This is a genomic window from Vitreoscilla filiformis (assembly GCF_002222655.1).
Lineage (GTDB): Bacteria > Pseudomonadota > Gammaproteobacteria > Burkholderiales > Burkholderiaceae_C > Ideonella > Ideonella filiformis.
Map to the genome: position 1 here is coordinate 2175979 of NZ_CP022423.1, position 25984 is coordinate 2201962.

Consider the following 25984-nt stretch of genomic DNA (forward strand, 5'->3'; position numbering starts at 1 on the left):
ATGCCGTAATTCGCCGGCATCATCGGGGAAAGAGGCCGCAAGAGCGCACAGATAATCTCGGCATGACTGCAACTTTCCCCACCCTCCCCGGGGCTGAACCCCGCCTCTACGCCCTGGTGCCTTGCGCCGGCACCGGCAGCCGCTCTGGCAGCTTCAACCCCAAACAGTACGAGCCAGTGGCCGGTCAGCCGCTGGTGGCGCACACCCTGGCGGCGCTGGCCCAGGTGACGCGCCTCACCGCCACGCTGGTGGTGCTCGCCCCGGACGATCTTCAGTTTGAAGACGATTTGCCCGGCTTGGCCGGCGACCGCCTGTGGCTGGCCAAAGTCGGCGGCGCCACCCGCGCCGAAAGCGTGGCCAACGGCCTGAACGAACTGCGCGCCCGAGGCGCCCAGCCGCACGACTGGGTGTTGGTTCACGACGCCGCCCGCTGTCTGCTGCGCCCCGAGTGGGTCGATCGGCTGATCGATGCGTGCCAAGAGGACGAAGTCGGCGGCCTGCTGGCGCTGCCGGTGGCGGACACACTCAAAGCCGAAGAGCCCGGCACCGCTGGGCGCGTGGCGGCCACGGTCAACCGTCAAGGCAAATGGGCGGCACAGACGCCCCAAATGTTCCGCCTCGGGCTGCTGGCGCCTGCGTTGGCCGGCGCGGGCGAACAGGTGACGGACGAAGCCAGCGCCGTGGAAGCCCTGGGCCACAGCCCCAAGCTGGTGCGCGGGGAGTTCGAAAACTTCAAAGTCACCTATCCGGGGGATTTCCACCTGGCCGAACGCTTGCTGGCCACCACCCGCCGGGGCGCTGAGTTGCGCGCCATGTTGCCGGCGCGGGACTTCGCACAGGCCCAGCAGTTTTACGAGGATCTGGGCTTCACCCGGGAGTTTGCGCAAAGCAACCTGGCGGGCTTCAAGCTCGGGCAAGCCGCTTTCTTGTTGCAGGACGCCTTCGACCCGCTGCGCGCCCAGCAAACCGTGATGCACCTCACCCTGGATGACATCGCCACCTTCTGGCAGCACCTGCAACGTCAGGGCGTGGCGGCGCGCTACGGCGTGACGATCGAGCCGCCGCAGCAGCGCCCCTGGGGGTTGATCGACATGACCTTGACCGACCCGAGTGGCGTGCTCTGGCGCATCGCCCAGCGCTTGGAGATGCCGCAATGAGTGCCCCGGCGCTGCCCCCGCTGCGCATCGGCGAAGGCTGGGATGTGCATGCTTTGGTGCCAGGCCGCCCACTGGTGTTGGGGGGCGTCACGATCCCGCATCACCTGGGCCTGCTCGGGCATTCGGATGCCGATGCGTTGCTGCACGCCATCACCGATGCGCTGCTGGGCGGCGCGGGGTTGGGCGACATCGGTCGCCACTTTCCCGACACGGCGCTCGAATTCAAAGGCGCCGATTCGGCGGTGCTGTTGGCCGAAGCCTACCGGCGCGTGCGGGCGGCAGGCTGGCAGGTGGTGAACGTGGACAGCACCATCGTCGCGCAAGCGCCCAAGATGGCACCGCACATCCCGGCGATGCAAGCCCGCATCGCCGAGTTGTTGGGCGTGACGCCCGACCGCATCAACGTCAAAGCCAAGACGGCGGAAAAAATGGGCCCGGTCGGGGAAGGCCGGGCCATCGAGACGCGTGCGGTTTGCCTGTTGGTGGCAGCGGCCATTTGAGCCACCGGGCGGCGGCTCATCAGGTGTTGTGGCTGCCGCCCACGTTGCTGGGCATCAAGGAGCGTTTCAGGCGGATGTGGGCCACCAGCCCGGTTTTTTCCGCTGCGTTGTTCAGCTCCAGCGAAGCGTCGATGCGTTGCAGTGCTTTTTTCACCACCGCCAGCCCGAGGCCGGCGCCCGTGGCAGCGGTGCGGGCGGCATCGCCCCGGAAGAACGGCGTGGTCAGGTGGGAGAGCTTTTCCGGCGCCACGCCTTGGCCATAGTCCCGCACCGTGATGATGAGCGAATCCCCCGCCAACACGTGGGACACCTTCACCCGTGCAATGCCCGTGTCAATCGAACGCCCGTAACGCCGGGCGTTTTCGAACAGGTTGGCGAAAACGCGGCCCAACTCGGTGTCATCGCCCTTGACCATCAAGTTCGGCGGCAAGCGGGATTCGATGCGAATTTGCGACTTGTCCCGGAACGCATTCGCCTCGCGCTCCACCACCGCCGAGACGTTCACAGGCACCACGTGCGTGCCTTCGGGGCGGGCGTAGTCCATGAACTTGTCGATGATGGCGTCGAGCTGATCGATGTCGCTGGCCATGTTGCGCCGGGCCTCTTCGTCGGCCACGCTGATTTCGGCCTCCAGACGCAGGCGCGCCAGCGGCGTGCGCAGATCGTGCGAGATGCCAGCCAGCATCACCGCACGCTCTTCTTCGACCTTGGCCAACTCCCGCGCCATGCGGTTGAACCCCATGTTGACCATGCGAATCTCGTTGGTCATGTTGGATTCGTCCAGGTGCGAGTCGTACTCACCTTCACCGATGCGGCTGGCGGCGAAAGACAAATCTTTGAGCGGTCGGTTGATGAGGCGCACAAACCCTGCTGACAGCCCCGCTGTGATGATCACCAAACCCACCAGCCAAGGCCAGCCCAGCGGTGAGGCCATGCCCAAGCGCGAGGGGTCGGCCTGAAACCAGTATTGGCCACTGCCGACCGTCCATCCGATCCACAGCCCAGGCACGCCATCGACGGCGCTGGCCACAATCACATCTTCACGCAGTTGTTCATTCAGGGTTCGAACCAGCGCTTGGACGTGCAAACTGTTCGGCCAAGGGGTGATTTGGTTGGCGGGGGTGCGTTGTCGCAACGCCAGCCCCTCTTGGTCTTCCAACGACTTGAGCACCGCCGCTTGGCGCGTCGGCGGGGTTTCAAGGATCAATGCACGCGTCAGGCGCAGGGTGCTGACCAGTTGTTGCCCGGCCAGGGTGCCTTGTTCGCTTTGCCGGCTGATGGCCCAGTACCACATGCCCAACACCATGGCGAGCAGCAAACTGATGAGGCCAAAACTGCGCCAAAACAGGTTCACCGTCAGGCGGGGGCGGTGAACCTTGCCCTTGGATTTGTCGGGCAGGTTTGCCAAGGCGGACCAGTCGGTGTTGTCACCGGGGTTGCCGCCCTCCGGGCTGGTGGAGCGGGAACCCGCCCCAGCAGAGCGGGCCGAAGCCACGTGCCTGCGCGCCTTGTCGTCCCCCGCCGCGCCTGAACGGGGCTTGGGGCTCACGCCACTTCCTCCGGCACAAAGACGTAGCCCACCCCCCAGACCGTCTGGATGTAACGGGGGTTCGAAGGATCGGGTTCAAGCAGTTTGCGCAGGCGGGAGATTTGCACATCCAAGCTGCGGTCGAACGGTTCAAACTCGCGGCCGCGTGCCAGTTGCGCCAGTTTGTCCCGCGACAGGGGCTGGCGGGGGTGGCGCACCAGCGCTTTGAGCATGGAAAACTCCCCCGTGGTCAAAGTGATTTGCTCACCGTCTTTGGTCAGGCGCCGCTGGGACAAATCGAATTCGAACGGGCCGAATTGGATGACTTGGTTGTCTTTGGCCGGTGCGCCGGGCGCTTCTTGGGGGGGGCGGCGGCGCAGCACCGCATGGATGCGAGCCAACAATTCACGCGGATTGAAGGGTTTGGGCAGGTAATCGTCCGCCCCGACTTCGAGGCCGACGATGCGATCCACATCTTCCACCTTGGCGGTCAGCATGATGATGGGGGTGGTGTCCCCCGAGGCGCGCAGGCGTCGGCAGATCGACAGGCCATCTTCACCCGGCATCATCAGGTCGAGCACGATCATGTCGATCGCTTCACGGCCTTGCAGGCGGGTCAACATCTTGCCGTCTTCGGCCAGCAAGACCTCGAAACCTTCTTGGGTGAGGTAGCGGCGCAGCAGGTCGCGGATGCGGGCGTCGTCATCGACGACGACGACGCGATCCTTGCGGGGAGTGACAGTCGAGTTCATCGTGCTTCCGGGAAGGTCAGCTAATTTGTAACAGCCCCGATTGTGTGGTGGCCTCCCCGGATTTTTGGGCCCCAATGAACTCTGTTACAAATTCATGGGGCTGACGGCGGGCTTATTGCGCGACCCAGCCACCATCCATGTTGATGGCCGCGCCGCGCAGGTTGTGCGCCGCTGCCGAGCACAGGAACACGGCCAGCGCGCCCAGCTCGTCCGGCGTGGTGAACTGCTGCGAGGGCTGCTTTTCGGACAGCAAGGCGCGCTTGGCTTCGTCGTCGCTCACGCCCGCAGCGGCGGCGCGGGCATCGACCTGCTTTTGCACCAGCGGCGTCAGCACCCAGCCCGGGCAGATGGCGTTGACCGTCACGCCCGTGGTCGCGGTTTCCAGTGCCACGGTTTTGGTGAAACCCACCACGCCGTGTTTGGCCGCCACGTAGGCCGATTTTTGCGCCGAAGCCACCAGCCCATGCACCGAAGCCACGTTGATGATGCGGCCCCAGTTGCGCGCCTTCATGCCCGGCAGTGCGGCGCGGGTGGCGTGGAACACCGAGCTGAGGTTGATGGCGATGATGGCGTCCCAGCGCTCCGCCGGGAAGTCTTCCACGGGGGCGACGTACTGAATGCCAGCGTTGTTCACCAGCACATCGACGCTGCCGAATTCAGCCTCGGCGGCGCGCACCATGGCTTCGATTTCGGCGGGCTTGCTCATGTCCGCGCCGTGATAGCTGACTTTGGCGCCCAGCGGGCCAGCCACAGCGGCGACTTCCGCTTGGGCCGCTTCGATGTCACCAAAGCCATTGAGCATCACGTTGGCGCCTTGGGCGGCGAGCGCCTTGGCGATGCCCAGCCCGATGCCGCTGGTGGAGCCGGTGACGAGGGCGGTTTTGCCTTTCAACATGCGAAAGTCTCCTGAGGAACGTTGGAACGGTGAGAAGAAACCCAGCCAGGCGCGAAGCCGAGGTTGTTACAGTCGATTATCCCGACCTGGCTTGCACGGAGACAACGCCCCATGACCACCGCCACGCCCTTTGCTGCTTCGATGCCCGCTGCGTTTGCACCGCGCCAACGGTTTGTGCAATGCCTGGATGCACGCGGCCTGCGCCGCCTGGCCTACACGGAGTGGGGCGATCCGGCGAATCGGCGCGTGTTGGTGTGCGTTCACGGCCTGACGCGCCAAGGGCGAGATTTCGATGTGCTGGCCCAGGCTTTGTGTCAACACTACCGCGTGGTGTGCCCAGACGTGGCAGGCCGAGGGAACTCGGACTGGCTCGCCGATCCTGCTGCCTACATCGTGCCCACCTACGTGGCCGACATGGTGACGCTGCTGGCCCGCTTGGATGCGGACAGCGTCGATTGGGTCGGCACCTCGATGGGGGGCCTCATCGGCATGGGGCTGGCGGGCCTGAAAGGCTCACCCATTCGGCGTTTGGTGCTCAACGATGTCGGGCCGCGCATTGAATTTGCGGCGTTGGCCCGCATTGGCACCTATGTGGGCTTGCCGGCCCATTGGGCGACGCTGGACGAAGCCGCCGACGCCCTGGCCGTGGTCTGCCAAGGGTTTGGCCCGCACAGCCGCGAACAGTGGCTGGCGCTGACCCGGCCCCAGCTTCGCCCCGATGGCGATGGCTTCAAACCGCATTACGACCCGGCCATCGGCTTGGCCTTCCGGGCCGTGACGCCGGCGCTGGCGCAGGCTGGGGAGCTGCTGCTGTGGCAAAACTTTGCCCGCATCACCTGCCCCACGTTGGTGCTGCGCGGGGAACTTTCCGATCTGCTGTCGGCCTCTACCGTGGCAGAGATGTGTGCGTGCCGACCGCAGGTGCAGGCCCATGTCGTGGCAGGGGTGGGCCATGCGCCCACGCTGGTGCAGCCCGATCAGGTGGCTGTGGTGCGGGATTTTTTGTTGTCACCATGAAAAGTGAAGTTGTGAGTGAAGTGGCGGCGCCCATCGTGTCGCTGGCGCAGGTGGAATTGGCAGGGTCGCACGCTTTGGCGCGGGCGCGGGCGTTTGCCGAGCCCATGCTGGCCGGTCAAATTCTGGACACCGGCGAAGACGCCTTCAGCCATGCTGCGGGCGTGGCGGACATCCTGGCCCACATCGGTGGGGCGCCGTCGCTGCAAGCGGCGGCCTATCTGGTGTACGCCGGGGATTATTTGCAGCGGCCTGAAGAAGTCATCGAAAAAGCCTTTGGGGCGTCTTACGCCAGTTTGGTGACGTTGACGCGCAAGCTGGTGCAAATCCAGCGTGCCGCCCGCGAAGCGCAGTTGGCCGAAGAAGATCGCGCCGAGCAAACCGAGCGCGTGCGCAAAATGCTGCTGGCCTTCTCGCGGGATTTGCGCGTGGTGCTGCTGAGGTTGGCGTCGCGTTTGCAGACGCTGCGCTGGTACGCCGCCAGCAAGCGGCCTTGCCCGCCCGCTTTGGCCGCCGAAAGCCGCCAAGTGTTCGCACCGCTGGCCAACCGCTTGGGCATTTGGCAGATCAAGTGGGAAATCGAGGATCTGGCGTTTCGCTTCCAGCAGCCCGACGAGTACAAACGCATCGCCAAGCTGTTGGCTGAAAAGCGCATCGAGCGCGAAGCCAGCGTCGATGCGGTGCGCCGCCAGATGGCCGCCGATCTGCAAAACCACGGCGTGCCGGCGGTGGTCTATGGCCGGCCCAAGCACATTTACAGCATCTGGAAAAAGATGCAGGGCAAGAAGCTGGACTTCTCCCGCGTCATGGATGTGCGGGCGCTGCGCGTCGTGGTGGCGGATGTGCCGGCGTGTTACGCCGCGCTGGCGCGGGTGCATGAGCGTTACCGTGCCGTGTCGGGCGAGTACGACGATTACATCGCCCGCCCCAAGCCCAACGGCTACCGTTCGCTGCACACCGTGGTGTTGGGCGACGATGAGCGGCCTATTGAGGTGCAAATCCGCACCCAGGCCATGCACGAACATGCCGAATACGGCGTGGCCGCGCACTGGGCCTACAAAGAGGCGGGCACCAAAGGTTATGGCGGGGTGAGCGCCGCCGGTGAGTTCGAAGAGCGTGTGGCCGAGGCGCGCAAAGCCGTGCTGCGCCAGTTGCTGGCCTGGGAGCGAGACTTCAGCCAGCAAGGCGACGATGGCAGCGCCACCGTTCACGGGCGCTTCGATGACCGCATTTACGTCTTTACCCCGCAAGCCGCCGTGATCGAGCTGACGGTCGGCGGTACGCCGGTGGACTTCGCTTACGCCCTGCACACCACCGTGGGCCACCGCTGCCGGGGCGCTAAGGTCGATGGTCAGATGGTGCCGCTCAACACCGCGCTGGCCAATGGGCAGACGGTGGAAGTCATCACCGCCAAAGAGGGCGGGCCGTCGCTGGATTGGCTCAACGGCGAGCTGGGTTTCCTCAAGAGCAGCCGCGCCCGTGCCAAGGTGCGCGCCTGGTTCAACGCCCAAGCCCAGGTGGTGACGGTGGCGCGTGGGCGCGAGCTGGTGGAAAAACTGCTCCAGCGCGAAGGCCGCACCGCCCTCAAACTCGACGAGCTGGCCGCGCAGTTGGGCTTCAAGGATGCCGATGCGCTGTTCGAAGTCGTTGGCAAAGATGAATACTCGCTGCGCAACATCGAGGTGTTACTGCGCCCCCGCGAGCCCGAGCCCGCCGAAGAGCCCGTGGTGTTCAAGCCGGCGCGTCACGGCGCGGCTGGCGGCGTGCTGGTGGTGGGCGTCGAAAGCCTGTTGACCAATTTGGCACGCTGCTGCCGCCCGGCACCACCGGACACCATCAGCGGCTTCGTCACCCGGGGCAAAGGCGTGGCGGTGCATCGCTGCGACTGCGCCAACTTCCGCCACACCGCCGAACGGTTTCCTGAGCGTGTGATCCCCGTGACATGGGGAGAATCGCCAGCCGGGCGGGAAGCGGTCTACCCGGTGGACGTGCTGGTCGAAGCCGGAGATCGCCACGGTTTGCTGCGGGACATTTCGGACGTCTTTGCCAAAGCGCGCACCAACGTCATCGGCGTCCACACCCAGACCACCAAAAGCCCCGACGGTTCCACCGCCCGCATGACGTTTACCGCCGAAGTCACCGACGCCGCCCGCTTGCAGCAGGTGTTGCGCCAGGTGGCCCAAGTCGCCGGCGTGCGCTGGGTACGGCGGCGCTGACACAATCACGTCACCATGAACACCACCACGCAACACACTGCATCCCCTCGTCAAGCCATCACGGCGGAGCTGCGCACCTGGATCGTGGCGCAGGCCCGCGCCGGGTGTCGCCCGGAAGACGTGCTGGCTGCCATGAAAGCCAGCGGTTGGAACGAGGACGTGGCCTTGCAGGCCTTGGAGGACGTGCTGTCCACCCACCTGCGCGAGGTTCAAGCCAAGCCCATGCCGGAGCCGTCTCCGCTGGCAGCGGGCAACATCGTCAGCTTTGACGGGCACGAAGTTCAGGTGCTGCTGAGTTTGCGCCGCCCGCGTGTGGTGCTGTTCGGCGGGTTTCTCACCGACGCCGAGTGCGATGCCTTGGTCGAATTGGCCCGCCAGCGCCTGGCCCGTTCGGAAACTGTGGTCAACGCTACCGGTGGCAGCGAAGTCAACGACGCCCGCACCAGCGAAGGCATGTTCTTTTCCCGAGGGGAGAACGAGCTGTGTCGGCGTATCGAGGCCCGCATCGCCGCCTTGGTGAATTGGCCGGTGGAGAACGGCGAGGGCCTTCAGGTGCTGCGCTACCGCCCCGGCGCCGAGTACAAGGCCCACCACGATTACTTCGACCCAACCCAGCCCGGCAGCAGCACCATCCTGGCGCGGGGGGGGCAGCGCGTGGGCACGCTGGTGATGTACCTCAACACTCCCGAGCGCGGTGGCGCCACCGGCTTCCCCGATGCCGGGCTGGACGTGGCTCCGATCAAGGGCAACGCCGTGTTTTTCGCCTACGAGCGGCCCGATCCGTCCATGCTCACGCTGCACAGCGGTTCGCCCGTCATCGCGGGTGAAAAGTGGGTGGCCACCAAGTGGATGCGCGAGGGCATTTTCAACTGACCCCCACCCTCACGGGGTGAAGCGGCCCCCTTGCGGCGGCACCCGCACCGCCCAGCCCAGTTCACGGGCGATGCGCTGGCGCAGGGCGTCGCTGGCGGCGGGCTCGCCGTGGATCACAAACGTTTGGCGCGGCGGGCGTTGGAAGTGGCGCAGCCAGTCCATCAGCTCGTTGGCGTCGGCGTGGCCGGAAAAGCCTTCCAGGTGCGTCACCTGGGCGCGAATGGGCACAAACTCGCCGTGGATTTTGATGTCCCGCTCGCCCGCCACCAAGCGCGCTCCCCGGCTGCCCCCCACCTGAAAACCTGCAAACACGATGTGGTGACGCGCATCCGGCCCCAGCGTTTTCAGGTGATTCAGCACGCGCCCACCCGTGGCCATGCCGCTGGACGAAATGATCACCGCCGGCATGCGCGCACTCATTTGCGAGCGTTGCAAGCGCTGCGATTGCGCCGGGGTGGCGATGAGCTGCACGCCATCGCACAGGTTGGCCATCTCACGCTGGGGCACGCGCAGCAAGCGGCGGTGCTGGCGGTACAAAGCCGTGGCTTCGATGGCCATCGGGCTGTCCAGAAACACCGGCAGATGGCGTGGCAGCTCGCCGCGTGCTTTGAGGCGCTGAATCACCAACAGCAGCGCTTGGGCGCGCCCTACCGCGAACGCGGGCAGCAGCACCGAACCGCCCCCAGCGATGGTGTCGCGGACGATGTCGGCCAAGCGGGCGATGCTGTCTTCGTTGAGGTGCAAGCGGTTGCCGTAGGTCGATTCGACCAGCAACACATCGGCGTGCATCACCGGTTCGGGCGGCGGCATGAGCAGATCCGCCGAGCGCCCCAAGTCGCCGGAGAACACCAGGGTTTGGCCGTCGTGCTGCAACCGCACGCAACTGGCGCCGAGCAAGTGGCCGGCGGGAATCAAATCCAGCATCAAGCCGTTGCCCAGGTCGCGCTGCTTGCCGTGGCCGACCGGTTCCATCTGGCTGACCGCCCGGCGTGCATCGGCTTGGGTGAACAGCGGCTTGGCGCGTTCGTGCTGGCTGAAGCCGTGGCGGTTGGCACGCCGGGCGTCCTCTTCTTGCAGATGAGCGGCGTCGAGCAGCACCACTTCGGCCAAATCGCGTGTGGCCGGGCTGGTGTAGATGGGCCCCCGATAGCCGTGGCGCACCAGCACGGGCAGCCAGCCGCAGTGGTCGAGGTGGGCATGGCTCAACACCACCGCCGCCAGCGAGCGCGGTTCAAACGTCGGGGCCTGCCAGTTGCGCTCGCGCAGCACCTTGAAGCCTTGGAACAGCCCGGCATCCAGCAGCACGCGCTGGCCGGCCCAGTCCACCAGATGGCGTGAACCCGTCACGCAGTCCGCTGCGCCGAGGAAATCGATCTGCATCATGACGCTCCTGCATCACCCGCCCCGTGGCGGGTTTCAGGCACATCATGGGCCGCGCACGGCGGCCTGTCATGACGCAGTGCAGCGTGTCAGTGGTGGCGCGAACCGCCGCCACGCGGCCCGGCGTTGCCGTGGCCATTGCGCGGGGCACCGCTGTTGCCGTTGCGCGGTGCGCCCCCATTGCGCGGGGCACCCGCGTCCGCCGGGCGGCGTTGGCCGCCAGAACCGGCTGGCGCGGCTGAACGGTTGCCCGTGTTGTGGCCACCCTGTGCGGGTCGGCCACTGCCGCCGCCGCCCGCTGGGCGACCGCCCTTGCTGGCGCCCACGCCAATCGTCATGCGACGACCCAGCACGATGGGCTCGGGCTTTTCACCCGCTGGCGGCTCGAAACCGGGCACGCTTTCCTTGGGAATGCTGCGCTTGATGAGCTTTTCGATGTCCCGCAGGAACAGCTCCTCATCGACGCACACCAGCGACACGGCCTGACCTTCGGCGCCTGCGCGACCGGTGCGCCCGATGCGATGCACGTAGTCTTCCGGCACGTTGGGCAGCTCGAAGTTGACGACGTGCGGCAACTGGTCGATGTCGATGCCGCGAGCGGCGATGTCCGTGGCCACCAGCACTTGCAGATCGCCGCTCTTGAAGTCGGCCAGTGCCTTGGTGCGGGCGCCTTGGCTCTTGTTGCCGTGAATCGCCATGGCGCTGATGCCATGGTCGTTCAGGTATTCGGCCAGGCGGTTGGCGCCGTGTTTCATGCGCGTGAACACCAGCACTTGATGCCAATCGCCTTGGCGGATCAAGTGGGCCAGCAGTTCTTTCTTGCGCTCACGTCCGACGGGGTGAATTTTCTGGGCGATGGTCTCGGCGGTGGCGTTGCGCCGGGCGACTTCGATCAGTTGCGGCCGGTTCAGGAGGCGTTCGGCCAGGGCCTTGATGTCATCGCTGAAGGTGGCGGAGAACAGCAGGCTTTGTTTCTGCTTCGGGACGATCGCCAGCACTTTTTTGATGTCGTGGATGAAGCCCATGTCCAACATGCGGTCGGCTTCGTCCAAGATGAAAATTTCAACGTGCGACAGATCCAGCGTGCCTTGCTGGTGATGGTCCAGCAGGCGGCCCGGCGTGGCCACGAGGATGTCCACGCCCCGGCGCAGGCGGTCGATTTGCGGCTGCATGCCGACGCCGCCGAACATCACCATGCTGGTCAGCGGCAGGTATTTGCCGTACAGGCGCACGCTTTCTTCCACCTGGGCAGCCAGCTCACGGGTGGGCGTGAGAATCAGGGCGCGGATGGCGGGGCGACCCTTGGCGTCGCGTTTGGGCGCGCTGGCGGCCAAGCGGTGCAGGGTGGGCAGGGTGAAACCAGCGGTCTTGCCGGTGCCGGTTTGGGCGCCGGCGAGCAGGTCGCCGCCGGTCAACACGGCGGGGATCGCTTGGGATTGGATCGGGGTGGGGGTGGTGTAGCCCTGTTCACGCACGGCGCGAACAAGCGGTTCGGCCAGGCCGAGGGAATCAAAACTCATCGAGGCTCGCGGTCAGCAAGAAAAAGCATGGCCGCTGCCCGCTCAAAAACCAAGGAGCGCGGCGCGGCCTGCGAAGCGCGGCAGTGTAACAGCGGCCTCCGTGCGGGTTGACCTGGATCAGGCCCCAGCCCGGCGATAATCACCGGTTCGCGGCCGATTTTTGCGGCCTGCTCCCAACCCTTACGCAAAGCTCAACGGGCGATACACATGGCGCAATACGTCTTCACCATGAACCGCGTCGGCAAGACCGTGCCGCCGAAGCGACAGATCTTGAAGGACATCTCGCTGTCCTTCTTCCCCGGCGCCAAGATCGGTGTGCTGGGCCTGAACGGCTCGGGCAAGTCCACGCTGCTGAAAATCATGGCCGGTTTGGACAAGGACATCGAGGGCGAAGCCGTCCCGATGCCGGGCCTCAAGATCGGATACCTGCCGCAAGAGCCGCAGCTCAACCCCGAGCAGACCGTGCGCGAAGCGGTGGAAGAAGGCATTGGCGGCGCCCTGGCGGCGCAAAAGCGCCTGGATGAGGTTTACGCCGCCTACGGCGAACCCGACGCCGACTTCGACGCCCTGGCCGCCGAACAAGCCGAGCTGGAAGCCATCATCGCCGCTGCCGGTGGCGAGAACACCGACCACCTGTTGGACATCGCCGCTGACGCCCTGCGCCTGCCTGTGTGGGAAGCCAAGATCGGCCCGTTGTCCGGCGGTGAAAAGCGCCGCGTGGCGCTGTGCCGTTTGCTGCTGTCCAAGCCGGACATGCTGCTGCTCGACGAACCGACCAACCACTTGGACGCCGAATCGGTGGAATGGCTGGAGCAGTTCCTCAAGCGTTTTAGCGGCACCGTGGTGGCCATCACCCACGATCGCTACTTCCTGGACAACGCCGCCGAGTGGATTCTGGAACTCGACCGGGGTGTGGGCCACCCGTACAAGGGCAATTACACCGACTGGCTGGCTGGCAAGGACAAGCGTCTGGAGGCCGAACAGAAGTCCGAGGACGCCCGCGCCAAGGCCCTGAAGCAAGAACTGGAATGGGTGCGCAAGAACGCCAAGGGCCGCCAGGCCAAGAGCAAAGCGCGTCTGGCCCGCTTCGAGGAGTTGAGCGACGTCGAATACCAAAAGCGCAACGAAACGAACGAAATCTTCATCCCCGTGGCCGAGCGCCTGGGCAATGAAGTGATCGAGTTCAAGAACGTCTCCAAGAGCTTTGGGGATCGTGTGCTGATCGACAACCTCAGCTTCAAGGTGCCGGCGGGCGCCATCGTCGGCATCATCGGCCCGAACGGCGCGGGTAAATCGACGCTGTTCCGCATGATCCAAGGCGTGGAAACGCCGGATTCGGGCGAGGTGAGCATCGGCAAGACCGCCAAGCTGGCCTTCGTCGATCAGAGCCGCGAAGGTTTGGCGGCGGACAAAACGGTGTGGCAAGACGTGTCCGGCGGGCTGGACAACATCGTCGTCGGCAAGTTCGTCATGCCCAGCCGGGCCTACATCGGGCGCTTCAACTTCAAGGGCAACGATCAGCAAAAGCTGGTGGGCAGCCTCTCGGGGGGTGAGCGCGGGCGCTTGCACTTGGCCAAGACGCTGGCCCAAGGCGGCAACGTGCTGATGCTGGATGAACCGTCGAACGACTTGGACGTGGAAACCCTGCGTGCGCTGGAAGATGCGCTGCTGGAGTTTGCCGGCTCGGCCATGATCATTTCGCACGATCGCTGGTTCTTGGATCGCATCTGCACCCACATCCTGGCCTGCGAAGGCGATTCGCAGTGGTTCTTCTACGACGGCAACTATCAGGAATACGAAGCCGACAAGAAGAAACGCCTGGGTGAAGAAGGCGCCAAGCCGCATCGCTTGCGCTTCAAGGCTTTGAAGTAATTCAAACCCACATTAAAAAACCGCCCGAGGGCGGTTTTTTTGTGATCGCGGTTTTCGCTCAATCCCCCAACGGGTTCTGCCACCGCAACTTGCGGTAAATCGTGTTGCGGCTGATGCCCAGGCGCTTGGACGCCTCCGAAATGTTGCCGCCCGCCGCTTCCACGGCACGGCGAATGGCGTCGATTTCCATGTCCTGCAAAGAACGTGGCGGCTCGCTGGGGGCTGGGCCGGTGGGGCGGGTCGGGCTGGCGTTGGCACGTTCGCCACCGAGCGGCGGCCAGGTGGGCAAGGCGCTGGCCGGCGCAGGCGCGTAAACGCTGGGCGGCAAAGCGACGGACGGGGCCATGTCCGATAGAGCCGACAGCGTCGGCGCCGGGGCCGGGCTGGCTTGGGCCGATGCAGCGGCCCGCAGCGCGTCTTCGATGAAGTCGTCGGACAGGTGATCGCGTGTGATCACCGATTCGTGCGCCGCCATCACCGCCGCCGTGCGCAGCACATTGAACAACTGGCGCACATTGCCCGGCCAGTGGTAAGACTGGAACAACCGCACCACCTCCGAAGACAAGCTCAGGCGTCGCTCTGGGCATTGGCGTTCGAGGATGCGCTGCACCAAAGCCATCAAATCGGTGCGTTCACGCAGGCTGGGCAGGCGCACGGCCAAGCCGTTGAGCCGGTAATAAAGGTCTTCGCGGAAGGTCTTGGCCTCGATCATCTCGCGCAGGTTGCGGTGGGTGGCACAGATGATGGCCACGTCCACCGACACCGACTTGTTGCTCCCCAGCGGCGTCACCTGGCGTTCTTGCAGCACCCGCAGCAAGTGGGCTTGCAGGGGCAGGGGCATGTCACCGATTTCATCCAAGAACAAGGTGCCACCATTGGCCTGCACAATTTTGCCGACCGACCCCTTGCGCCGCGCCCCCGTGAACGCCCCTTCTTCGTAACCGAACAGCTCGGCTTCGATCAACGTGTCTGGGATCGAGGCGCAGTTGACCGCGATGAACGGCTGGCGTGCGCGCTCCGAATCTTGGTGAATCGCTCGGGCCAGCAACTCTTTGCCCGTGCCGGTTTCTCCCAACACCAACACCGGAATGTCCCGATTCAGGACACGGCGGATTTTGCCCACCACCGTGTCCACTTGCGCGTCGCCGGTTTGCAACTGCTTGAGGCCGCCACCGCTGGGGCGGGGGGCATCGTGGCTGGCGCTGGTGGACGCACCCGCCGTGCTGCCAGGGGTGGACGGGGTGCGGATCGTGGCCTCTTCAATCGGCTGGGACGAGGTGCGCGAGGGGGCTTCCCCCATGTCGCTGCCTTGGCTCCACACCGACCAGTTGAAACGCGCATGGACATGGAATTGGCGCCCGTCCGGCGTTTGGGCGGGCGTGGGCACCGCCAGCGGCGAGCGGAAACGATCGGCCAAGGCGCCTACCGTCAAACCCAGCAGCGAGTTGACCGAGTGCATGCGCAGCGCCGCACCGCTCAGGCCGAGCTGTTCCAGGGCGCCCCGGTTGGCGCCGACGATCTTGCCGTCCGGTGCCACCGCCAGAATGCCCTCCATCAGCGTGCCGATGAACTCGACGCGGCTGTGGAAATGCAGCCGCATGACGTTGCGGTAATCGTCCGTGAGCCAGTGGTTTTCGATCATGCGGGCGCTCATCTTCACCAGCGCCATGGTGTGCTGGTGGTAGCTGCGCTGGTCGCCTGAAACATCGAGCACCCCCAGGATGTTGCCGCGTGGATCGAGGATGGGCGCCGCCGAGCAGGTGAGAAAGTGATTGGCGTGCATGTAATGCTCGTCGGCGTGGACGAGCGTGGGCACTTCATCGACCAGGGCGGTGCCCACGGCGTTCGTGCCCTTGGCCGCCTCCGACCAGTTGGCACCCGGGGACAGGGCCACTTTGGCGGCGCGGCTCAAAAAATCATCGTCGCCGATGGAGTGCAAGATGGTGCCGGTGGCGTCGGTGAGCACCACCATGCTGTCGGTGTTGACGATTTGCTCGTAGAGCATTTCCATCACCGGCGCCGCGTGGGTGTAGAGGCGCAGGTTGCGATCCCGAGCGACGGTCAAATCCGTGCGTCCGAGCGGCGAATAGTCGGGCCGTTCGATGCGGGACAACCCCAGCGCCAAACAGCGCTCATGCGAGTGCTCAATGGCGGTGGCGTGGGTGGGGCCTGTCCCGGCAGGCCAGCCGTGGGGGCGGACGCTCGGGTCAGCCAGGCGCCGATTTCTCGATCCATGGGTGGAAGGCGGGAAGAAAGCGGACATGGACGCGTCTCCTAAGTTGCGCCAACGCCATGCGTGGGCGGTTGGCTGCGTGGGTCAGTCTGGGCTGGCTGCTCTGAAATCGAACAGGGCGGCACGGTACGGCTGTCACACCGAGGGGTCAATCGTGGTTTTCCGCGCCAATCCGCAGCACTCTACCTGGGGCACACCCTGGGTCATGGTGGAACAACCAGGGGGGTGAAGGGGCTTGGCACGTGGTGGCACACCGATTGCAGTTTTGATGCCTGACAGCGCTGCCGCTGACACAGCTTCTTGAACCCCCACTCAGATGCAACGGAGACAACCGATGAGCCGCTCTTCTTCCTTCTTCCCCCGTCACGCTGCCCATTGGCTGGCTGCCTTGGGTTTGGCCCTGTCGGCGGGTGCCGCGCTGGCCCACGGTGACGTGACCCCGCAGGCGGTCGATACCACCGAACTGCCGCAGCTCGGCGCTGAATGGCGTGCGGAAAACCCGTACCGTGGCAACGAGATTGCTGTTCGCATCGGCACATCGGCTTACACCCAGAACTGCGCCCGCTGCCACGGCCTGGAAGCGATTTCCGGCGGGATTGCCCCCGATCTGCGCAAGCTCGACAATGAATGCGCCACCCAGACCAATGCGCGCAAGAAGGCCCAATGCGTCGCCGAAGTGGACGAGTACATGACGACCACCGTGCGTCGTGGCCGTACCCGCAACGGTGCCGTGTACATGCCGCCGTTTGAGGGCGTGTTGTCGCAAGAAGCGATCTGGGCGATCAAGAGCTACCTGGAAACCCGCCGCGAGAAGCCGTTGTGATGCACACCCCCACTTCCTTGATTCGCCGCCATTGGCTGGCCCGCTCGGCGGCTTTGGCCCTCGGTGCCGCTGGTGGCTGGGCCAGCGCCCAACCGGTTGCCGCCGCCGCCACACCCACGTTGGACAAGCTGCGCGAGCGTGGCCGTCTGGTGGTGGGGCTGTACAACGAATTGCCGCCGTTCCACGTCAAAGGCCAAGGCATTGAGGTGGAGTTGGCGCAGGCGCTGGCCAAGGCGCTGGGCTTGCAAGCGTCGCTGTTGCCGTTCAATGCCGACGAGAACATGAACGACGATTTGCGCAACATGGTCTGGCGGGGGCACTACCTGGGCCACGGCCCCGCCGATGTGCTGCTGCACGTTCCCGTGGATGCGCCGCTGATGGCCAGCAACCCGAAGGTGAAGATTTTTGCGCCTTACTACCGGGAGCGCGTGGTGATCGCCCGGGACGTGGCCAAGGTGCCGACGATGCCGGATTTGTCGGTCTTCAAGGGCCAAAAGATGGCCGTGCCGGGCCAGAGTTTGGCGGGCTGGTTGCTCATCGGTGCCGAGGGCGGGGCCTACCGCGAACAGTTGCTCACCAAGTGGGCCGATGGCACTGAGGCAGCGCGGGCGTTGCAGCGGGGCGAGGTGGTCGCGGCGGCGGGGCATGCGTCGGAGTTGGAGTCGGTGCTGGCGGGCGATGCCCGTTTTGCCATCGAACCCCTGCCGCTGCCGAGGATGCGCGATGGCTGGGCGGTCGGTTGCGCCGTCAAGGCCGAAGCCACCGATTTGGCGCAAGCGTTGCAAGCCGCCATGAACCAATTGGCCAGCGACGGTTCGCTCGCCTCGATGTTTGGCCGGGCCAAGCTCAGTTGGCGCCAGCCTTGAGGGGGTCTCCCACCCGCTGCACGTCGTAGCGCACCAGGGTGGCATTCAGGGCGCGGAGTTGTTCCGCGCTCAGTTCTTGGCCCCTCAGTTCGGGGGGCATGTCGAGCGTCAGGGCCCAGCATTCGGCCCCAGCGGCGCAGATCGCCGCCGCTAAGTTGAGCGGAAACACCCCGTAGTAGCTGACGTTCGGGTCGATGTCCTGCGTGTGCAGATGCGGCAGGCTCTCGACCGCCGTCGGGCTCAACAAGTGACGCACCCACTGCACCGCGCCGGGATGGCGCGTAATGACCAAGTGGCGGCGCTGCGGCGGCTGTGCTGGCAAGTTCAGGGGGGTGGTCACAGGGGTCTCCTCGGTTGAAATGGAATGGGCCGCACTGTGCCTGGGTTTTTTTGCCATGGATGGCACTGCAAGCTTGCTGATTTTTTGCAAGCTTGCAGAAAACCCTGAGTCCAGGGGTCGGCTGGCATCATGCCCTGGCGGTTTTCGATAGGGAAAACCCAGACCAACAAGCGCAGGGATGATGACAACAAACAATCAGGGAGGGCCCCACCATGGTGGGACGCATGTACGGGTGGCGATGGCGCTACCCATCCCGGCGCTGCTGGTGGTTGTGGCGCTGGCGCTGGCAGGCTGCATGGTGCCACCCCACAGCCGCAGCAGCGTGCCCATCACCGACCGTGAGGATCTCCGCAGCGGGGCCGACGAGGCGCGCTGGGTGATGGAGCCAGCTGACAAAGTGGTCGGCAGTGTGAATCGCGTGCGGGTGACCGACTTGCGCACGCTCACCCAAGACGGGCGTTTGCGCGTCATGGTGACGCTGCGCAACGAGCGCGGGCGGCGGGACGTGATCCGCCTGCGTGGGCGCTGGTTGGATGCGTGGGGCGTGTTGGCCGCCCCGCTGGGGGAATGGCACACCTTGGCGCTGGAAGGCGGGCAGGAGCAAGTGCTCATGCTGCCCGCGCCGGTGGGCCAAGCCGCTGACTTTCGCATCGAGCTGAGTTCGGCGGACTGAGCGTCCGCCCACGAGTTCGCTTTCGTTCGCTTTCATCTGGGTTTGCAGACGCTGGCAAGCACGCCATCGGGCCGTGCGGGGGCGTGCTGCGCGCTTCATTTTCAACACAAGGACTTCAGGGCATGAAACTCTCACACATCGCAGGGGCCTGCGCATTGGTCGGGCTGTGCTGGACGCTGCCAGCCGCTGCCGAAACTCTGTCCATCAGCGGCACGGGCCGGGTGCCCATTGGGGAGAACGTCGCCCACACCCGCCAAGCCGCCCTGCAAGCCGCCAAACGTGCGGCGTTGGTGGCGGCGGTCAACAAACTCAATGGCCCCAAGGCGGCGCAAGATCCCAAGGTTCAGGAAGCCATCGACACGATGTTGGAGCAAGTCGGCGATGACCTGATCGCCGAGCAAAACGCCAGCACCGATGCAAACCGCCAGTTTGTGCTGCGCGTGACGCTGGCGTTCGATGCCCTCAAGCTGCGTCAGATGTTGCAAGACGCCGGCATCGCCAGCACCACGGCCCGCCAGTTCCCCATTTTGGTGGTGATGGATGAGTTCTTCACCACAGCAACGGACAAAACCAAACCCCTGCGCGAACTGGTGGAGTTCCGTTCCGATCGGGCCAGCAGCTTCAGCCAAGCCGACCGGGCTTCTTTCGACAGCGCCAACGCTTCCAGCAGCTCCTCGGCGATGGCTGGGCGCGAACACCGTGCGGCAGCGGTGGCGGCGGACAACGGCCAAGTCGCCGTCGCCGCACGCAGCCAGCAATCGGCCCAGTATGCGGCGCAATCCCAGCGCAGCGCGAGTGAGCGCGTGTCGGCCAGCCGGGACAACTCGGTGGCGGCCAGCAGCCAAGAATCGGTGGCGTTCCGCAAGCTGGTGGAGTATCAGCCGCAGAACGTCGGGCCGGACGCCGTCAATTACACCTACTCGGCCCTGCTGCGCGAGGGCAATCAGTTTGACCTGAATTTGTTGGACAACGACCTGTTTCGCAGCCGCTATCTCAAAAACGCCAAACCCCTGACGCTGGCGGCCTTGCAGCAAGGCACCGAGCTGGGCCGCTACGTCCAAGCGGCGCGTGAGTTCAAGGCGGATTACTTCATGGCCGGCAACGCCATCATCATCCAAGGCCCCGTCGATCCTTCGACCGGGCAGGTGACGTGCGACGGGCTGGTGTCCCTCAAGGCGTACTCGACCGAGGATGGCCACGTCCTGGCGGCGGATGCACGCACCGAAAGCGCTGCGGGCAACAGTGCCGATCAATGCCGGGTGAACGTGTCCAACAAGCTGGCGCGTTTTGTGGGCAGCACGCTGGGCAGCTCGATTCATGGGTTCTGGCGTCAGCGGCAGACCTATGGGCGCGAGTACACCATCCGTTTGGTCAGCTTGAAGGGCCAGCTCTCGGAAGACAACCGCGACGATTTTGCCGACGCGCTGGAAACCCTCCAAGGCGTGCAAAACAAGATCCAGGTGCGGCGCTCGGATCGGCAGGGCTACGAGGTGATGCTCACCTACAAGGGCGACGCCGACTTGGCGCGTGAAATCCGCCGTGCCGTGCGCGACAAGCGCGGGTTCTCGAACATGGGACGCAAGATGGATGGCACGACGATGCTGTTCTGTCTGGAGTCCGATTGCCCGAACCCTTGACGCGCAGCGGAGATCGATCATGCACAAGACGATCCGAGCCGCTGCGGCGGCGGTGCTGGCGCTGGGCGCCGTGGGTGGGGCGGGGGCGGCGTCGCTCGGGGTGTATCCGATTCAGCAGTTGATCGGCTACCAAGGCGAGGGCACGCAGCGCCAGATGATGGAGCCGGCCTTCGTGGCGGCGATTCAGCAAAAGGGCGCGCCGTTTTTCGTTGAGGCGTTCGTCAGCCAATTCCGGCAGCGTTTCGGGGCGACGGCGGCTGCGGCGATCGACAGCCACAACCGCCTGCGCACCTTCGCCGCCTCGCTGCAACTGACGCGGGCCTCTCACTACCAGGTGCAGGGGCTGGATGGCACGGTGACGCACTTTCTGCCCGTCACCCTGAGTTTGAACATCACCAACCCGCTGAGTGGGGAAGTGGTGTACTCGGTCAGCCGCACGCGCTACGAAATGCTCAAGCTCACCGCCACCGCGCCTGCCGAGCAGGTGCGCGCCCAGCAGGTGGCGCTGTACCAGCGCAATGTGCTGCAACTCATTGAGGCGGTGGTGGCCGAAGCGGCGGAGAAGTTCAAGCCCACGGAAATCCGCGCTGGCGTGCAGAAGGTGTGGCACGAGGCGCTGATTTTGGATCGCGGGTTGGACGTGGGCATCGGCCCCGGCGATGACTTGCAAGACGCCAACGGCCAGCTCATCAAGGTGGTGCATGCGGGCAACGGTTATGCCGTGGCGGTGCCGGTGCTGGTGACGCAGCTGGACACCAAAGCGTCGTTCGCCAAGTACACCACGATGGGGGTGGGCGACATCCGCAAACCCAAGGTGCTGGTGTTGCCGGATGCGGCGCGGCGCGGCCCGTCCGGGGCGGACGATGTGGTGGTCGAGCTGTTCGGGCAGTTGCTGGGGCGGGACACGGCGTTCACCCTCACCCCCGTGAACCGCAACCATCAGCAGGTGTTGAACGCGCTGGATCGGGAGACCCAGCTCGGGCAGGTGGCGGCCAAGCAGAACCGCGCTTTGCCGGAGTACTTCATCCGGCTGCGCTCGATGCCGTTCAAGTTCTACGAGGTGCCGACGAACTCGCCGACGGTCAAGCATCGTTTGTATGAAGCGATGGCCTTCGGGGAGTTGCTGGACAACGCCGGGGCGGTGGTCTACGCGACGACGGCGCGGGCGCACATCGATGACGAGATCGTCAACGGAGCGGGGTTCGACGTGCAGGCCCGCTACGAGGTGATGCTCAAGAACGTGGTCACGGAGTTGGCGCAGCAGTTTGGGCGCGGGGTGCGGTTCCGCCAGGTGTCCGCCCCGGTGGCGCAGGTGCTGGACGGGCAGCGCGTGGTGGTGACGGACGCCAGTGACGCCCTGAGCGACGGGGCCACGGTGCGGGTGTTCCGCAGTGTGCCGGGGGTTGGATCGGGCGAGCCGGTGCGGGTGCCGATTTGGGAGGCGCAGGTGCTGGGCCGCACGGGCCATGCGGTGGAGCTGGCGCTGGTGTTGCCGCTGACGTCGGCGATGCAAAAAGACGGCGTGTTGCCCGAAGTGGGCGATGTGGTGCTGGTGCAGGAGGCCGGGCGGCCGACTGAGCAAAGCGTGCGTTTTGAGCCCTGCGCCGCCGATGACGACCAGATTGGCAGTTTCAAGATACCGGATTTTGGCCGGTTCGCGTATTTCCAATTTGGCGAACAGGCGGTGTTGCCGTTTTACAGCCGCTGGCAGGAAATCAAAGCGAGCATCGAGGATTTAACGCGCACGGCAGGGTTTCGGGACACGCTGAAGGTGCAAGAGCCCAAGAAGGTGGGTTATTGCATCCAGCCGGGCACCAAAATCGAAGTGCAAAAACAAACGTGTGAAGGGGGGCTGTGCAATTTCAAAGTCAGCGCCACGTTGGCTTTTGGCGTGAAAGGGCCGGGGGATGTGAAACCGCGCTATTTTGCCAAAAAAATCGAACCGGTCATGTCCAATGTGCCGGAAGTGGGGTTTGAGACGGTGATTGCCAGCCATTTGATGGAATCGGCGCCGGCGTTGTTGAAAGACAGCGCCCGGCAATTACAGTCCCAAAAATGGGGCCAGTGACATCGCGGATGACGATGTGCTTTTTTAAACAGAAAGGGAAATTGTGATGATCAAGAAATCGGTTCAAGGTGTGTCGGCGTGGATGGTGGCCGGTATGCTGGGGGTGGCATCGGTTGGGCCGGTGCAGGCGGCGGGGTTTGGGTTGCCGTCTTTGCCGTCATTGGGGGGTGGCGCGGCACAGGCGGGCTCGGATGTGGGGTCGCAAGTGGGGGCGTTTTTGAAATCGGTGCAGATTTCGAATGAACTGGTGACGCGCAGTGCGGTGCTGTTGTTGCAGGCAGTTTCCTCGAAAGAGCGGGGCGCAGAATTGCAAAAGCAGTTGGATACCCTGGGCAAAATCAGCGATCCGAAGGAAAAGGACGCTGAAAGTGCCAAACTGGTGGCGAGTGTGAACGCTGAATTGGCGACTCAGCAGCAGAGCGCGCAAACTCAGGAGGGTTTGAAGCAGGCGTCGTCGGCGCAGAAAGTGGCGATGGGCAAGGGGTTGTTCAATCTGGCGCTGGGGATGCTGAAACTCAAGGATGCGAAGGACAGCGGCCAGGGGATTGTGGCCGGGGTGGGGCGTGCGCCGCTGGATGCACCGAAGGTGGTGCCGGTGAAGGATGCGTTGCCGGTGTTATCGAGTTTGATGGACAACGGCAAAGCGATTTTGGACAGCGGCATGGCGCTGGCCAAGACGGCGGGGATTCAGCCCAAGTTGCCGACGAGTTCGGGAACGGCGCCGGTGGATGCGGAGATGTAATTCAAGCGTGTGAATGCGGAGGGCAGGCGAGAGTTTGTCTTCTTTTTCAATGATGGGATGGAGTGAAAATCATGGCCAATTTTGAAGTCAGCCGTCGGATTCAATCGGATCGGGCGATGGATTCGCACGCGGTGCGGGATTTTATCAAGGAGAAGTTGGGGAATACGTCCAAGTTCACGGTGTCGAGTGAAACGAACACGAACATGGTGTTGGAGGGGCGGGTGAAAGAATCGGTGTTCACGCCGATGACGAAGTTTGAGGCGAATGTGGAGGTTCGCGTTGAAAATGACAAGGCGCGAATTTCGATTCGTGGAAAGAGCAGCCCGAACTGGGTGTTCTGGGTGTTTTTTCTGGTGGGGTTGTTTACGGGGATTTTTTTGCTGATTGCTCTGGTGCTGTTTTTTGTGCAGCGGAACAAGCCGAAGGAAACGTTTGAGGGGATTTTGGGGGCGTTGGAAACGGAGTTTGGGAAGTTTTAGGGTGTGAATTTTCCAAGAAAAAAAGGGCGGAACCTGCGTTCCGCCCTTTTTTTGTGGATGCTGAGAAACTCAGGGTTTGCAAGCGCCCGGGGTGACGGAGGCGATGTCTCCCATGCCATCGGGTGGGGTGAGTTTCAGGCAGATGGGGGTGCCTTTTTTCTCGGATTCGGTGATGAATTTTTCACCGGGGATGGGGGAGCCGCCGCCGGCGTTGTAGACGTAATATTGTTTACCGTCTTTGGTTTTGAAGGTGTAGCCGTCTCCGGACTCGGAGAATTGGCCAATTTTTTTGACGGTGGCGGTGATTTGGGTGGGAGCCGCTGCGTTGGCACAGGTGGCGGCCAAAATAAGGGATGCGCAGGCTAGAATTTTCATAAAATTCTCCTAGGTGGAGGTTGTGGCGTTGAAATTGACGCCACTATGATGATAATCGAAAGGGGTTTATTTGCCAACGCGAATTTTAAAAGGTTTAAATTCGCGGGTGGTGAGGGTTTTGGTTTTGAGCAGATCGACCCGTTTGCCGTTGATGATGGCGGTGGCTTTGGCGACGGTGATGATGAGATCGTCGGCGCAGGTTTCTTCGCTTTCTAGGAAGGCGTCTGCGTAGCGGTTGGCGGAGAATTGGCCGAACTGTTGGACTTCGAGGGTGCCGGAGGCGAGTTTTTTGCCGGCTTTATCGAGGAGGTTGACGGCAACTTGGAGGTTTTTGGTGTCTTCGGTGCCGCTGTCGAAGGTGAAGACGGCGGAACACTGTCCTTGGCCGGCCCAAACGGTGTTGGAGTGCCAGAATTCGATGGCGTGCGCGGGCAGGGCCAAGCTGGCGGCGAGGATGGCGAGGGAGGCCGGTGCGTATTTCATGAAAGTTTCCCTTTGAATGCGAGGTTGATTGCGTCAGTTCAGTGAGCGCAAATAATCCCTTCAAAGCCAGGGAAACCCGTCAGAAACCCAGATTGCAGGCGACGAGTCAGCGAAAGAGTCTTAATCCCTTCAAAGCCAGGGAAGCCAGTCAGACTGTACGGCCTTGACGGCTGGGTTCCTCAAGGGTCTTAATCCCTTCAAAGCCAGGGAAGCCAGTCAGACGACAAAGCTGCCCGCGTCGGGACGGCTGCGGTGTCTTAATCCCTTCAAAGCCAGGGAAGCCAGTCAGACATCATTGGGGTATATATCGGTGCTTCCTGTAAGGTCTTAATCCCTTCAAAGCCAGGGAAGCCAGTCAGACTGCTTGATGCACGCACTCAAGCACTTATTGAGTCTTAATCCCTTCAAAGCCAGGGAAGCCAGTCAGACGACAATGGAGCAGCTCACGAATGCGCTGAATAGGTCTTAATCCCTTCAAAGCCAGGGAAGCCAGTCAGACAAACAGGAAATGAGCTAAGATCATGATGAACGTCTTAATCCCTTCAAAGCCAGGGAAGCCAGTCAGACATGCACGGGTATTTGGTGATGCACGGGTATTTGTCTTAATCCCTTCAAAGCCAGGGAAGCCAGTCAGACACCTATACTCGGATGATACAGGTGGGGGAATTGTCTTAATCCCTTCAAAGCCAGGGAAGCCAGTCAGACACGAGGACATGGTGATCGATTCGGCTGTGCTGTCTTAATCCCTTCAAAGCCAGGGAAGCCAGTCAGACAGCCGCGCATCGTAACAATTGAGTCTAGTCCGTCTTAATCCCTTCAAAGCCAGGGAAGCCAGTCAGACCGCAAGGGGGCGCCTGAGCATGTGGTGACATTTGTCTTAATCCCTTCAAAGCCAGGGAAGCCAGTCAGACCCCACCAAGGGGCTGAACACCTCGTTGGATTCGTCTTAATCCCTTCAAAGCCAGGGAAGCCAGTCAGACAGCTTCCAGCCGTTGACGTGATGGTGGGCAAGTCTTAATCCCTTCAAAGCCAGGGAAGCCAGTCAGACGCCAAAGCGCCGCCGAACGAGTTGCCCACCAAGTCTTAATCCCTTCAAAGCCAGGGAAGCCAGTCAGACAACGCCGCTACTGCACCTCAGTATGTTACTAGTCTTAATCCCTTCAAAGCCAGGGAAGCCAGTCAGACCCCCAAGGAAGTGATGGCCAAAATGCTGGCATGTCTTAATCCCTTCAAAGCCAGGGAAGCCAGTCAGACCTGGCGACGACTGACACCACCATGACCAAGTTGTCTTAATCCCTTCAAAGCCAGGGAAGCCAGTCAGACTGATTGTCACCCACGAAGATGACGAGGAGTGATGTCTTAATCCCTTCAAAGCCAGGGAAGCCAGTCAGACTCTGGGAGGCCGCTGAGGATGAGGCGCTTCGGTCTTAATCCCTTCAAAGCCAGGGAAGCCAGTCAGACGGCGGCGCGTGGGTCGATGAATGGGTCGTCCAGGTCTTAATCCCTTCAAAGCCAGGGAAGCCAGTCAGACCAATGGCGGCTCCACTGGAGCCAAGCG

22 protein-coding genes and 1 CRISPR repeat array (1 of these 23 cut by a window edge) are annotated in these 25984 nt (G+C 63.6%); of the genes, 13 read left to right on the forward strand and 9 right to left on the reverse strand.

Going from position 1 to position 25984, the window contains the following annotated elements:
• Positions 1-62 precede the first annotated feature (62 nt).
• Together ispD and ispF are read left to right on the forward strand one after the other, a co-directional pair.
• On the forward strand, positions 63-1157 hold the full coding sequence (gene ispD / locus VITFI_RS10395; protein ID WP_089416897.1) for a 2-C-methyl-D-erythritol 4-phosphate cytidylyltransferase: 1095 nt from the start codon (positions 63-65) through the stop codon (positions 1155-1157).
• Complete coding sequence (ispF, locus tag VITFI_RS10400; RefSeq protein ID WP_089416898.1) at positions 1154-1657, forward strand: 2-C-methyl-D-erythritol 2,4-cyclodiphosphate synthase; 504 nt, start codon at positions 1154-1156, stop codon at positions 1655-1657. The genes ispD and ispF overlap by 4 nt, the downstream gene beginning before the upstream one ends.
• 19 nt (positions 1658-1676) lie before the next feature.
• Here ispF and VITFI_RS10405 read toward each other — a convergent pair whose 3' ends face one another.
• The 3 genes from VITFI_RS10405 to VITFI_RS10415 form a co-directional block, all read right to left on the reverse strand.
• Positions 1677-3206 carry an ATP-binding protein gene (locus tag VITFI_RS10405; protein WP_198301418.1) on the reverse strand — a complete coding sequence of 510 codons (1530 nt, stop codon included), beginning with the start codon at positions 3204-3206 and terminating at the stop codon, positions 1677-1679.
• Positions 3203-3937 carry an osmolarity response regulator transcription factor OmpR gene (ompR, locus tag VITFI_RS10410; RefSeq protein ID WP_089416899.1) on the reverse strand — a complete coding sequence of 245 codons (735 nt, stop codon included), beginning with the start codon at positions 3935-3937 and terminating at the stop codon, positions 3203-3205. Before ompR ends, VITFI_RS10405 begins: the two co-directional genes overlap by 4 nt.
• 112 nt (positions 3938-4049) lie before the next feature.
• Positions 4050-4832, reverse strand: a complete 783-nt coding sequence (locus tag VITFI_RS10415; protein WP_089416900.1) for a 3-hydroxybutyrate dehydrogenase — start codon at positions 4830-4832, stop codon at positions 4050-4052.
• Positions 4833-4943: 111 nt separating this feature from the next.
• On the opposite strand from VITFI_RS10415, the gene VITFI_RS10420 reads away from it, so the two are divergent.
• From VITFI_RS10420 to VITFI_RS10430, 3 genes are read left to right on the forward strand one after another with little or no spacing between them, the layout of a single operon-like run.
• A complete protein-coding gene (locus tag VITFI_RS10420; RefSeq protein WP_232476574.1) occupies positions 4944-5849 on the forward strand; it encodes an alpha/beta fold hydrolase in 906 nt (301 codons plus the stop codon).
• Positions 5846-8062, forward strand: coding sequence for a RelA/SpoT family protein (locus VITFI_RS10425; RefSeq protein ID WP_089416901.1), 2217 nt, complete (start codon positions 5846-5848; stop codon positions 8060-8062). The genes VITFI_RS10420 and VITFI_RS10425 overlap by 4 nt, the downstream gene beginning before the upstream one ends.
• Before the next feature lie 15 nt (positions 8063-8077).
• Positions 8078-8935: a 2OG-Fe(II) oxygenase gene (locus VITFI_RS10430; RefSeq protein ID WP_089416902.1), complete on the forward strand. Its 858-nt coding sequence runs from the start codon at positions 8078-8080 to the stop codon at positions 8933-8935.
• A 9-nt stretch (positions 8936-8944) separates the two neighbouring features.
• Here VITFI_RS10430 and VITFI_RS10435 read toward each other — a convergent pair whose 3' ends face one another.
• Both VITFI_RS10435 and VITFI_RS10440 read right to left on the reverse strand, forming a co-directional pair.
• Positions 8945-10318 carry an MBL fold metallo-hydrolase RNA specificity domain-containing protein gene (locus tag VITFI_RS10435; RefSeq protein WP_232476576.1) on the reverse strand — a complete coding sequence of 458 codons (1374 nt, stop codon included), beginning with the start codon at positions 10316-10318 and terminating at the stop codon, positions 8945-8947.
• Between the two features lie 86 nt (positions 10319-10404).
• A complete protein-coding gene (locus VITFI_RS10440) occupies positions 10405-11835 on the reverse strand; it encodes a DEAD/DEAH box helicase (protein ID WP_089416903.1) in 1431 nt (476 codons plus the stop codon).
• A gap of 207 nt (positions 11836-12042) precedes the next feature.
• Here VITFI_RS10440 and ettA point away from each other — a divergent pair, with 207 nt between their 5' ends.
• The gene (gene ettA / locus VITFI_RS10445; RefSeq protein WP_089416904.1) at positions 12043-13707 is read left to right on the forward strand and encodes an energy-dependent translational throttle protein EttA; all 1665 of its coding nucleotides are present in this window, start codon (positions 12043-12045) and stop codon (positions 13705-13707) included.
• Positions 13708-13765: 58 nt separating this feature from the next.
• On the opposite strand, the gene VITFI_RS10450 is transcribed toward ettA, so the two are convergent.
• Positions 13766-15820, reverse strand: coding sequence for a sigma-54-dependent Fis family transcriptional regulator (locus VITFI_RS10450; protein ID WP_198301419.1), 2055 nt, complete (start codon positions 15818-15820; stop codon positions 13766-13768).
• A 454-nt stretch (positions 15821-16274) separates the two neighbouring features.
• On the opposite strand from VITFI_RS10450, the gene pedF reads away from it, so the two are divergent.
• Both pedF and VITFI_RS10460 read left to right on the forward strand, forming a co-directional pair.
• Positions 16275-16763 carry a cytochrome c-550 PedF gene (pedF, locus tag VITFI_RS10455; RefSeq protein ID WP_089416906.1) on the forward strand — a complete coding sequence of 163 codons (489 nt, stop codon included), beginning with the start codon at positions 16275-16277 and terminating at the stop codon, positions 16761-16763.
• Positions 16763-17629 carry a substrate-binding periplasmic protein gene (locus tag VITFI_RS10460; protein ID WP_089416907.1) on the forward strand — a complete coding sequence of 289 codons (867 nt, stop codon included), beginning with the start codon at positions 16763-16765 and terminating at the stop codon, positions 17627-17629. The genes pedF and VITFI_RS10460 overlap by 1 nt, the downstream gene beginning before the upstream one ends.
• On the opposite strand, the gene csx16 is transcribed toward VITFI_RS10460, so the two are convergent.
• Positions 17610-17969 carry a CRISPR-associated protein Csx16 gene (csx16, locus tag VITFI_RS10465; protein WP_198301420.1) on the reverse strand — a complete coding sequence of 120 codons (360 nt, stop codon included), beginning with the start codon at positions 17967-17969 and terminating at the stop codon, positions 17610-17612. The two genes, VITFI_RS10460 and csx16, sit on opposite strands and share 20 nt — an antisense overlap.
• A 238-nt stretch (positions 17970-18207) precedes the next feature.
• On the opposite strand from csx16, the gene VITFI_RS10470 reads away from it, so the two are divergent.
• The 5 genes from VITFI_RS10470 (at position 18208) to VITFI_RS10490 (ending at position 23568) form a co-directional block, all read left to right on the forward strand.
• Positions 18208-18642, forward strand: coding sequence for a YcfL family protein (locus VITFI_RS10470; protein WP_157725645.1), 435 nt, complete (start codon positions 18208-18210; stop codon positions 18640-18642).
• A 122-nt stretch (positions 18643-18764) separates the two neighbouring features.
• Entirely contained in the window at positions 18765-20279 is a 1515-nt protein-coding gene (locus VITFI_RS10475) for a hypothetical protein (protein ID WP_157725646.1), read from the forward strand.
• Between the two features lie 19 nt (positions 20280-20298).
• On the forward strand, positions 20299-22347 hold the full coding sequence (locus tag VITFI_RS10480) for a hypothetical protein (protein WP_089416911.1): 2049 nt from the start codon (positions 20299-20301) through the stop codon (positions 22345-22347).
• A 46-nt stretch (positions 22348-22393) separates the two neighbouring features.
• Positions 22394-23089, forward strand: coding sequence for a hypothetical protein (locus VITFI_RS10485; protein ID WP_089416912.1), 696 nt, complete (start codon positions 22394-22396; stop codon positions 23087-23089).
• Positions 23090-23160: 71 nt separating this feature from the next.
• Complete coding sequence (locus VITFI_RS10490; protein WP_089416913.1) at positions 23161-23568, forward strand: hypothetical protein; 408 nt, start codon at positions 23161-23163, stop codon at positions 23566-23568.
• Between the two features lie 69 nt (positions 23569-23637).
• Here the strand turns inward: VITFI_RS10490 and VITFI_RS10495 are convergent, their stop codons facing one another.
• A complete protein-coding gene (locus tag VITFI_RS10495; protein WP_089416914.1) occupies positions 23638-23943 on the reverse strand; it encodes a hypothetical protein in 306 nt (101 codons plus the stop codon).
• 66 nt (positions 23944-24009) lie between these two features.
• A complete protein-coding gene (locus tag VITFI_RS10500; RefSeq protein ID WP_089416915.1) occupies positions 24010-24426 on the reverse strand; it encodes an IrmA family protein in 417 nt (138 codons plus the stop codon).
• Positions 24427-24474: 48 nt separating this feature from the next.
• Positions 24475-25984: a CRISPR direct-repeat array (repeat unit 37 nt; unit sequence GTCTTAATCCCTTCAAAGCCAGGGAAGCCAGTCAGAC) (it continues 42 nt past the right edge of the window).

Coding starts and splice junctions, on each gene's coding strand:
- VITFI_RS10495 (WP_089416914.1), bottom strand. CDS start 23,943: ATGAAAATTCTAGCCTGCGCATCCCTTATTTTGGCCGCCACCTGTGCC.
- VITFI_RS10460 (WP_089416907.1), top strand. CDS start 16,763: ATGCACACCCCCACTTCCTTGATTCGCCGCCATTGGCTGGCCCGCTCG.
- VITFI_RS10420 (WP_232476574.1), top strand. CDS start 4,944: ATGACCACCGCCACGCCCTTTGCTGCTTCGATGCCCGCTGCGTTTGCA.
- pedF (WP_089416906.1), top strand. CDS start 16,275: ATGAGCCGCTCTTCTTCCTTCTTCCCCCGTCACGCTGCCCATTGGCTG.
- VITFI_RS10485 (WP_089416912.1), top strand. CDS start 22,394: ATGATCAAGAAATCGGTTCAAGGTGTGTCGGCGTGGATGGTGGCCGGT.
- VITFI_RS10475 (WP_157725646.1), top strand. CDS start 18,765: ATGAAACTCTCACACATCGCAGGGGCCTGCGCATTGGTCGGGCTGTGC.
- ettA (WP_089416904.1), top strand. CDS start 12,043: ATGGCGCAATACGTCTTCACCATGAACCGCGTCGGCAAGACCGTGCCG.
- VITFI_RS10490 (WP_089416913.1), top strand. CDS start 23,161: ATGGCCAATTTTGAAGTCAGCCGTCGGATTCAATCGGATCGGGCGATG.
- VITFI_RS10480 (WP_089416911.1), top strand. CDS start 20,299: ATGCACAAGACGATCCGAGCCGCTGCGGCGGCGGTGCTGGCGCTGGGC.
- VITFI_RS10440 (WP_089416903.1), bottom strand. CDS start 11,835: ATGAGTTTTGATTCCCTCGGCCTGGCCGAACCGCTTGTTCGCGCCGTG.
- VITFI_RS10425 (WP_089416901.1), top strand. CDS start 5,846: ATGAAAAGTGAAGTTGTGAGTGAAGTGGCGGCGCCCATCGTGTCGCTG.
- VITFI_RS10430 (WP_089416902.1), top strand. CDS start 8,078: ATGAACACCACCACGCAACACACTGCATCCCCTCGTCAAGCCATCACG.
- ispD (WP_089416897.1), top strand. CDS start 63: ATGACTGCAACTTTCCCCACCCTCCCCGGGGCTGAACCCCGCCTCTAC.
- ispF (WP_089416898.1), top strand. CDS start 1,154: ATGAGTGCCCCGGCGCTGCCCCCGCTGCGCATCGGCGAAGGCTGGGAT.
- VITFI_RS10500 (WP_089416915.1), bottom strand. CDS start 24,426: ATGAAATACGCACCGGCCTCCCTCGCCATCCTCGCCGCCAGCTTGGCC.
- VITFI_RS10415 (WP_089416900.1), bottom strand. CDS start 4,832: ATGTTGAAAGGCAAAACCGCCCTCGTCACCGGCTCCACCAGCGGCATC.
- VITFI_RS10470 (WP_157725645.1), top strand. CDS start 18,208: ATGGCGCTACCCATCCCGGCGCTGCTGGTGGTTGTGGCGCTGGCGCTG.
- VITFI_RS10435 (WP_232476576.1), bottom strand. CDS start 10,318: ATGATGCAGATCGATTTCCTCGGCGCAGCGGACTGCGTGACGGGTTCA.
- ompR (WP_089416899.1), bottom strand. CDS start 3,937: ATGAACTCGACTGTCACTCCCCGCAAGGATCGCGTCGTCGTCGTCGAT.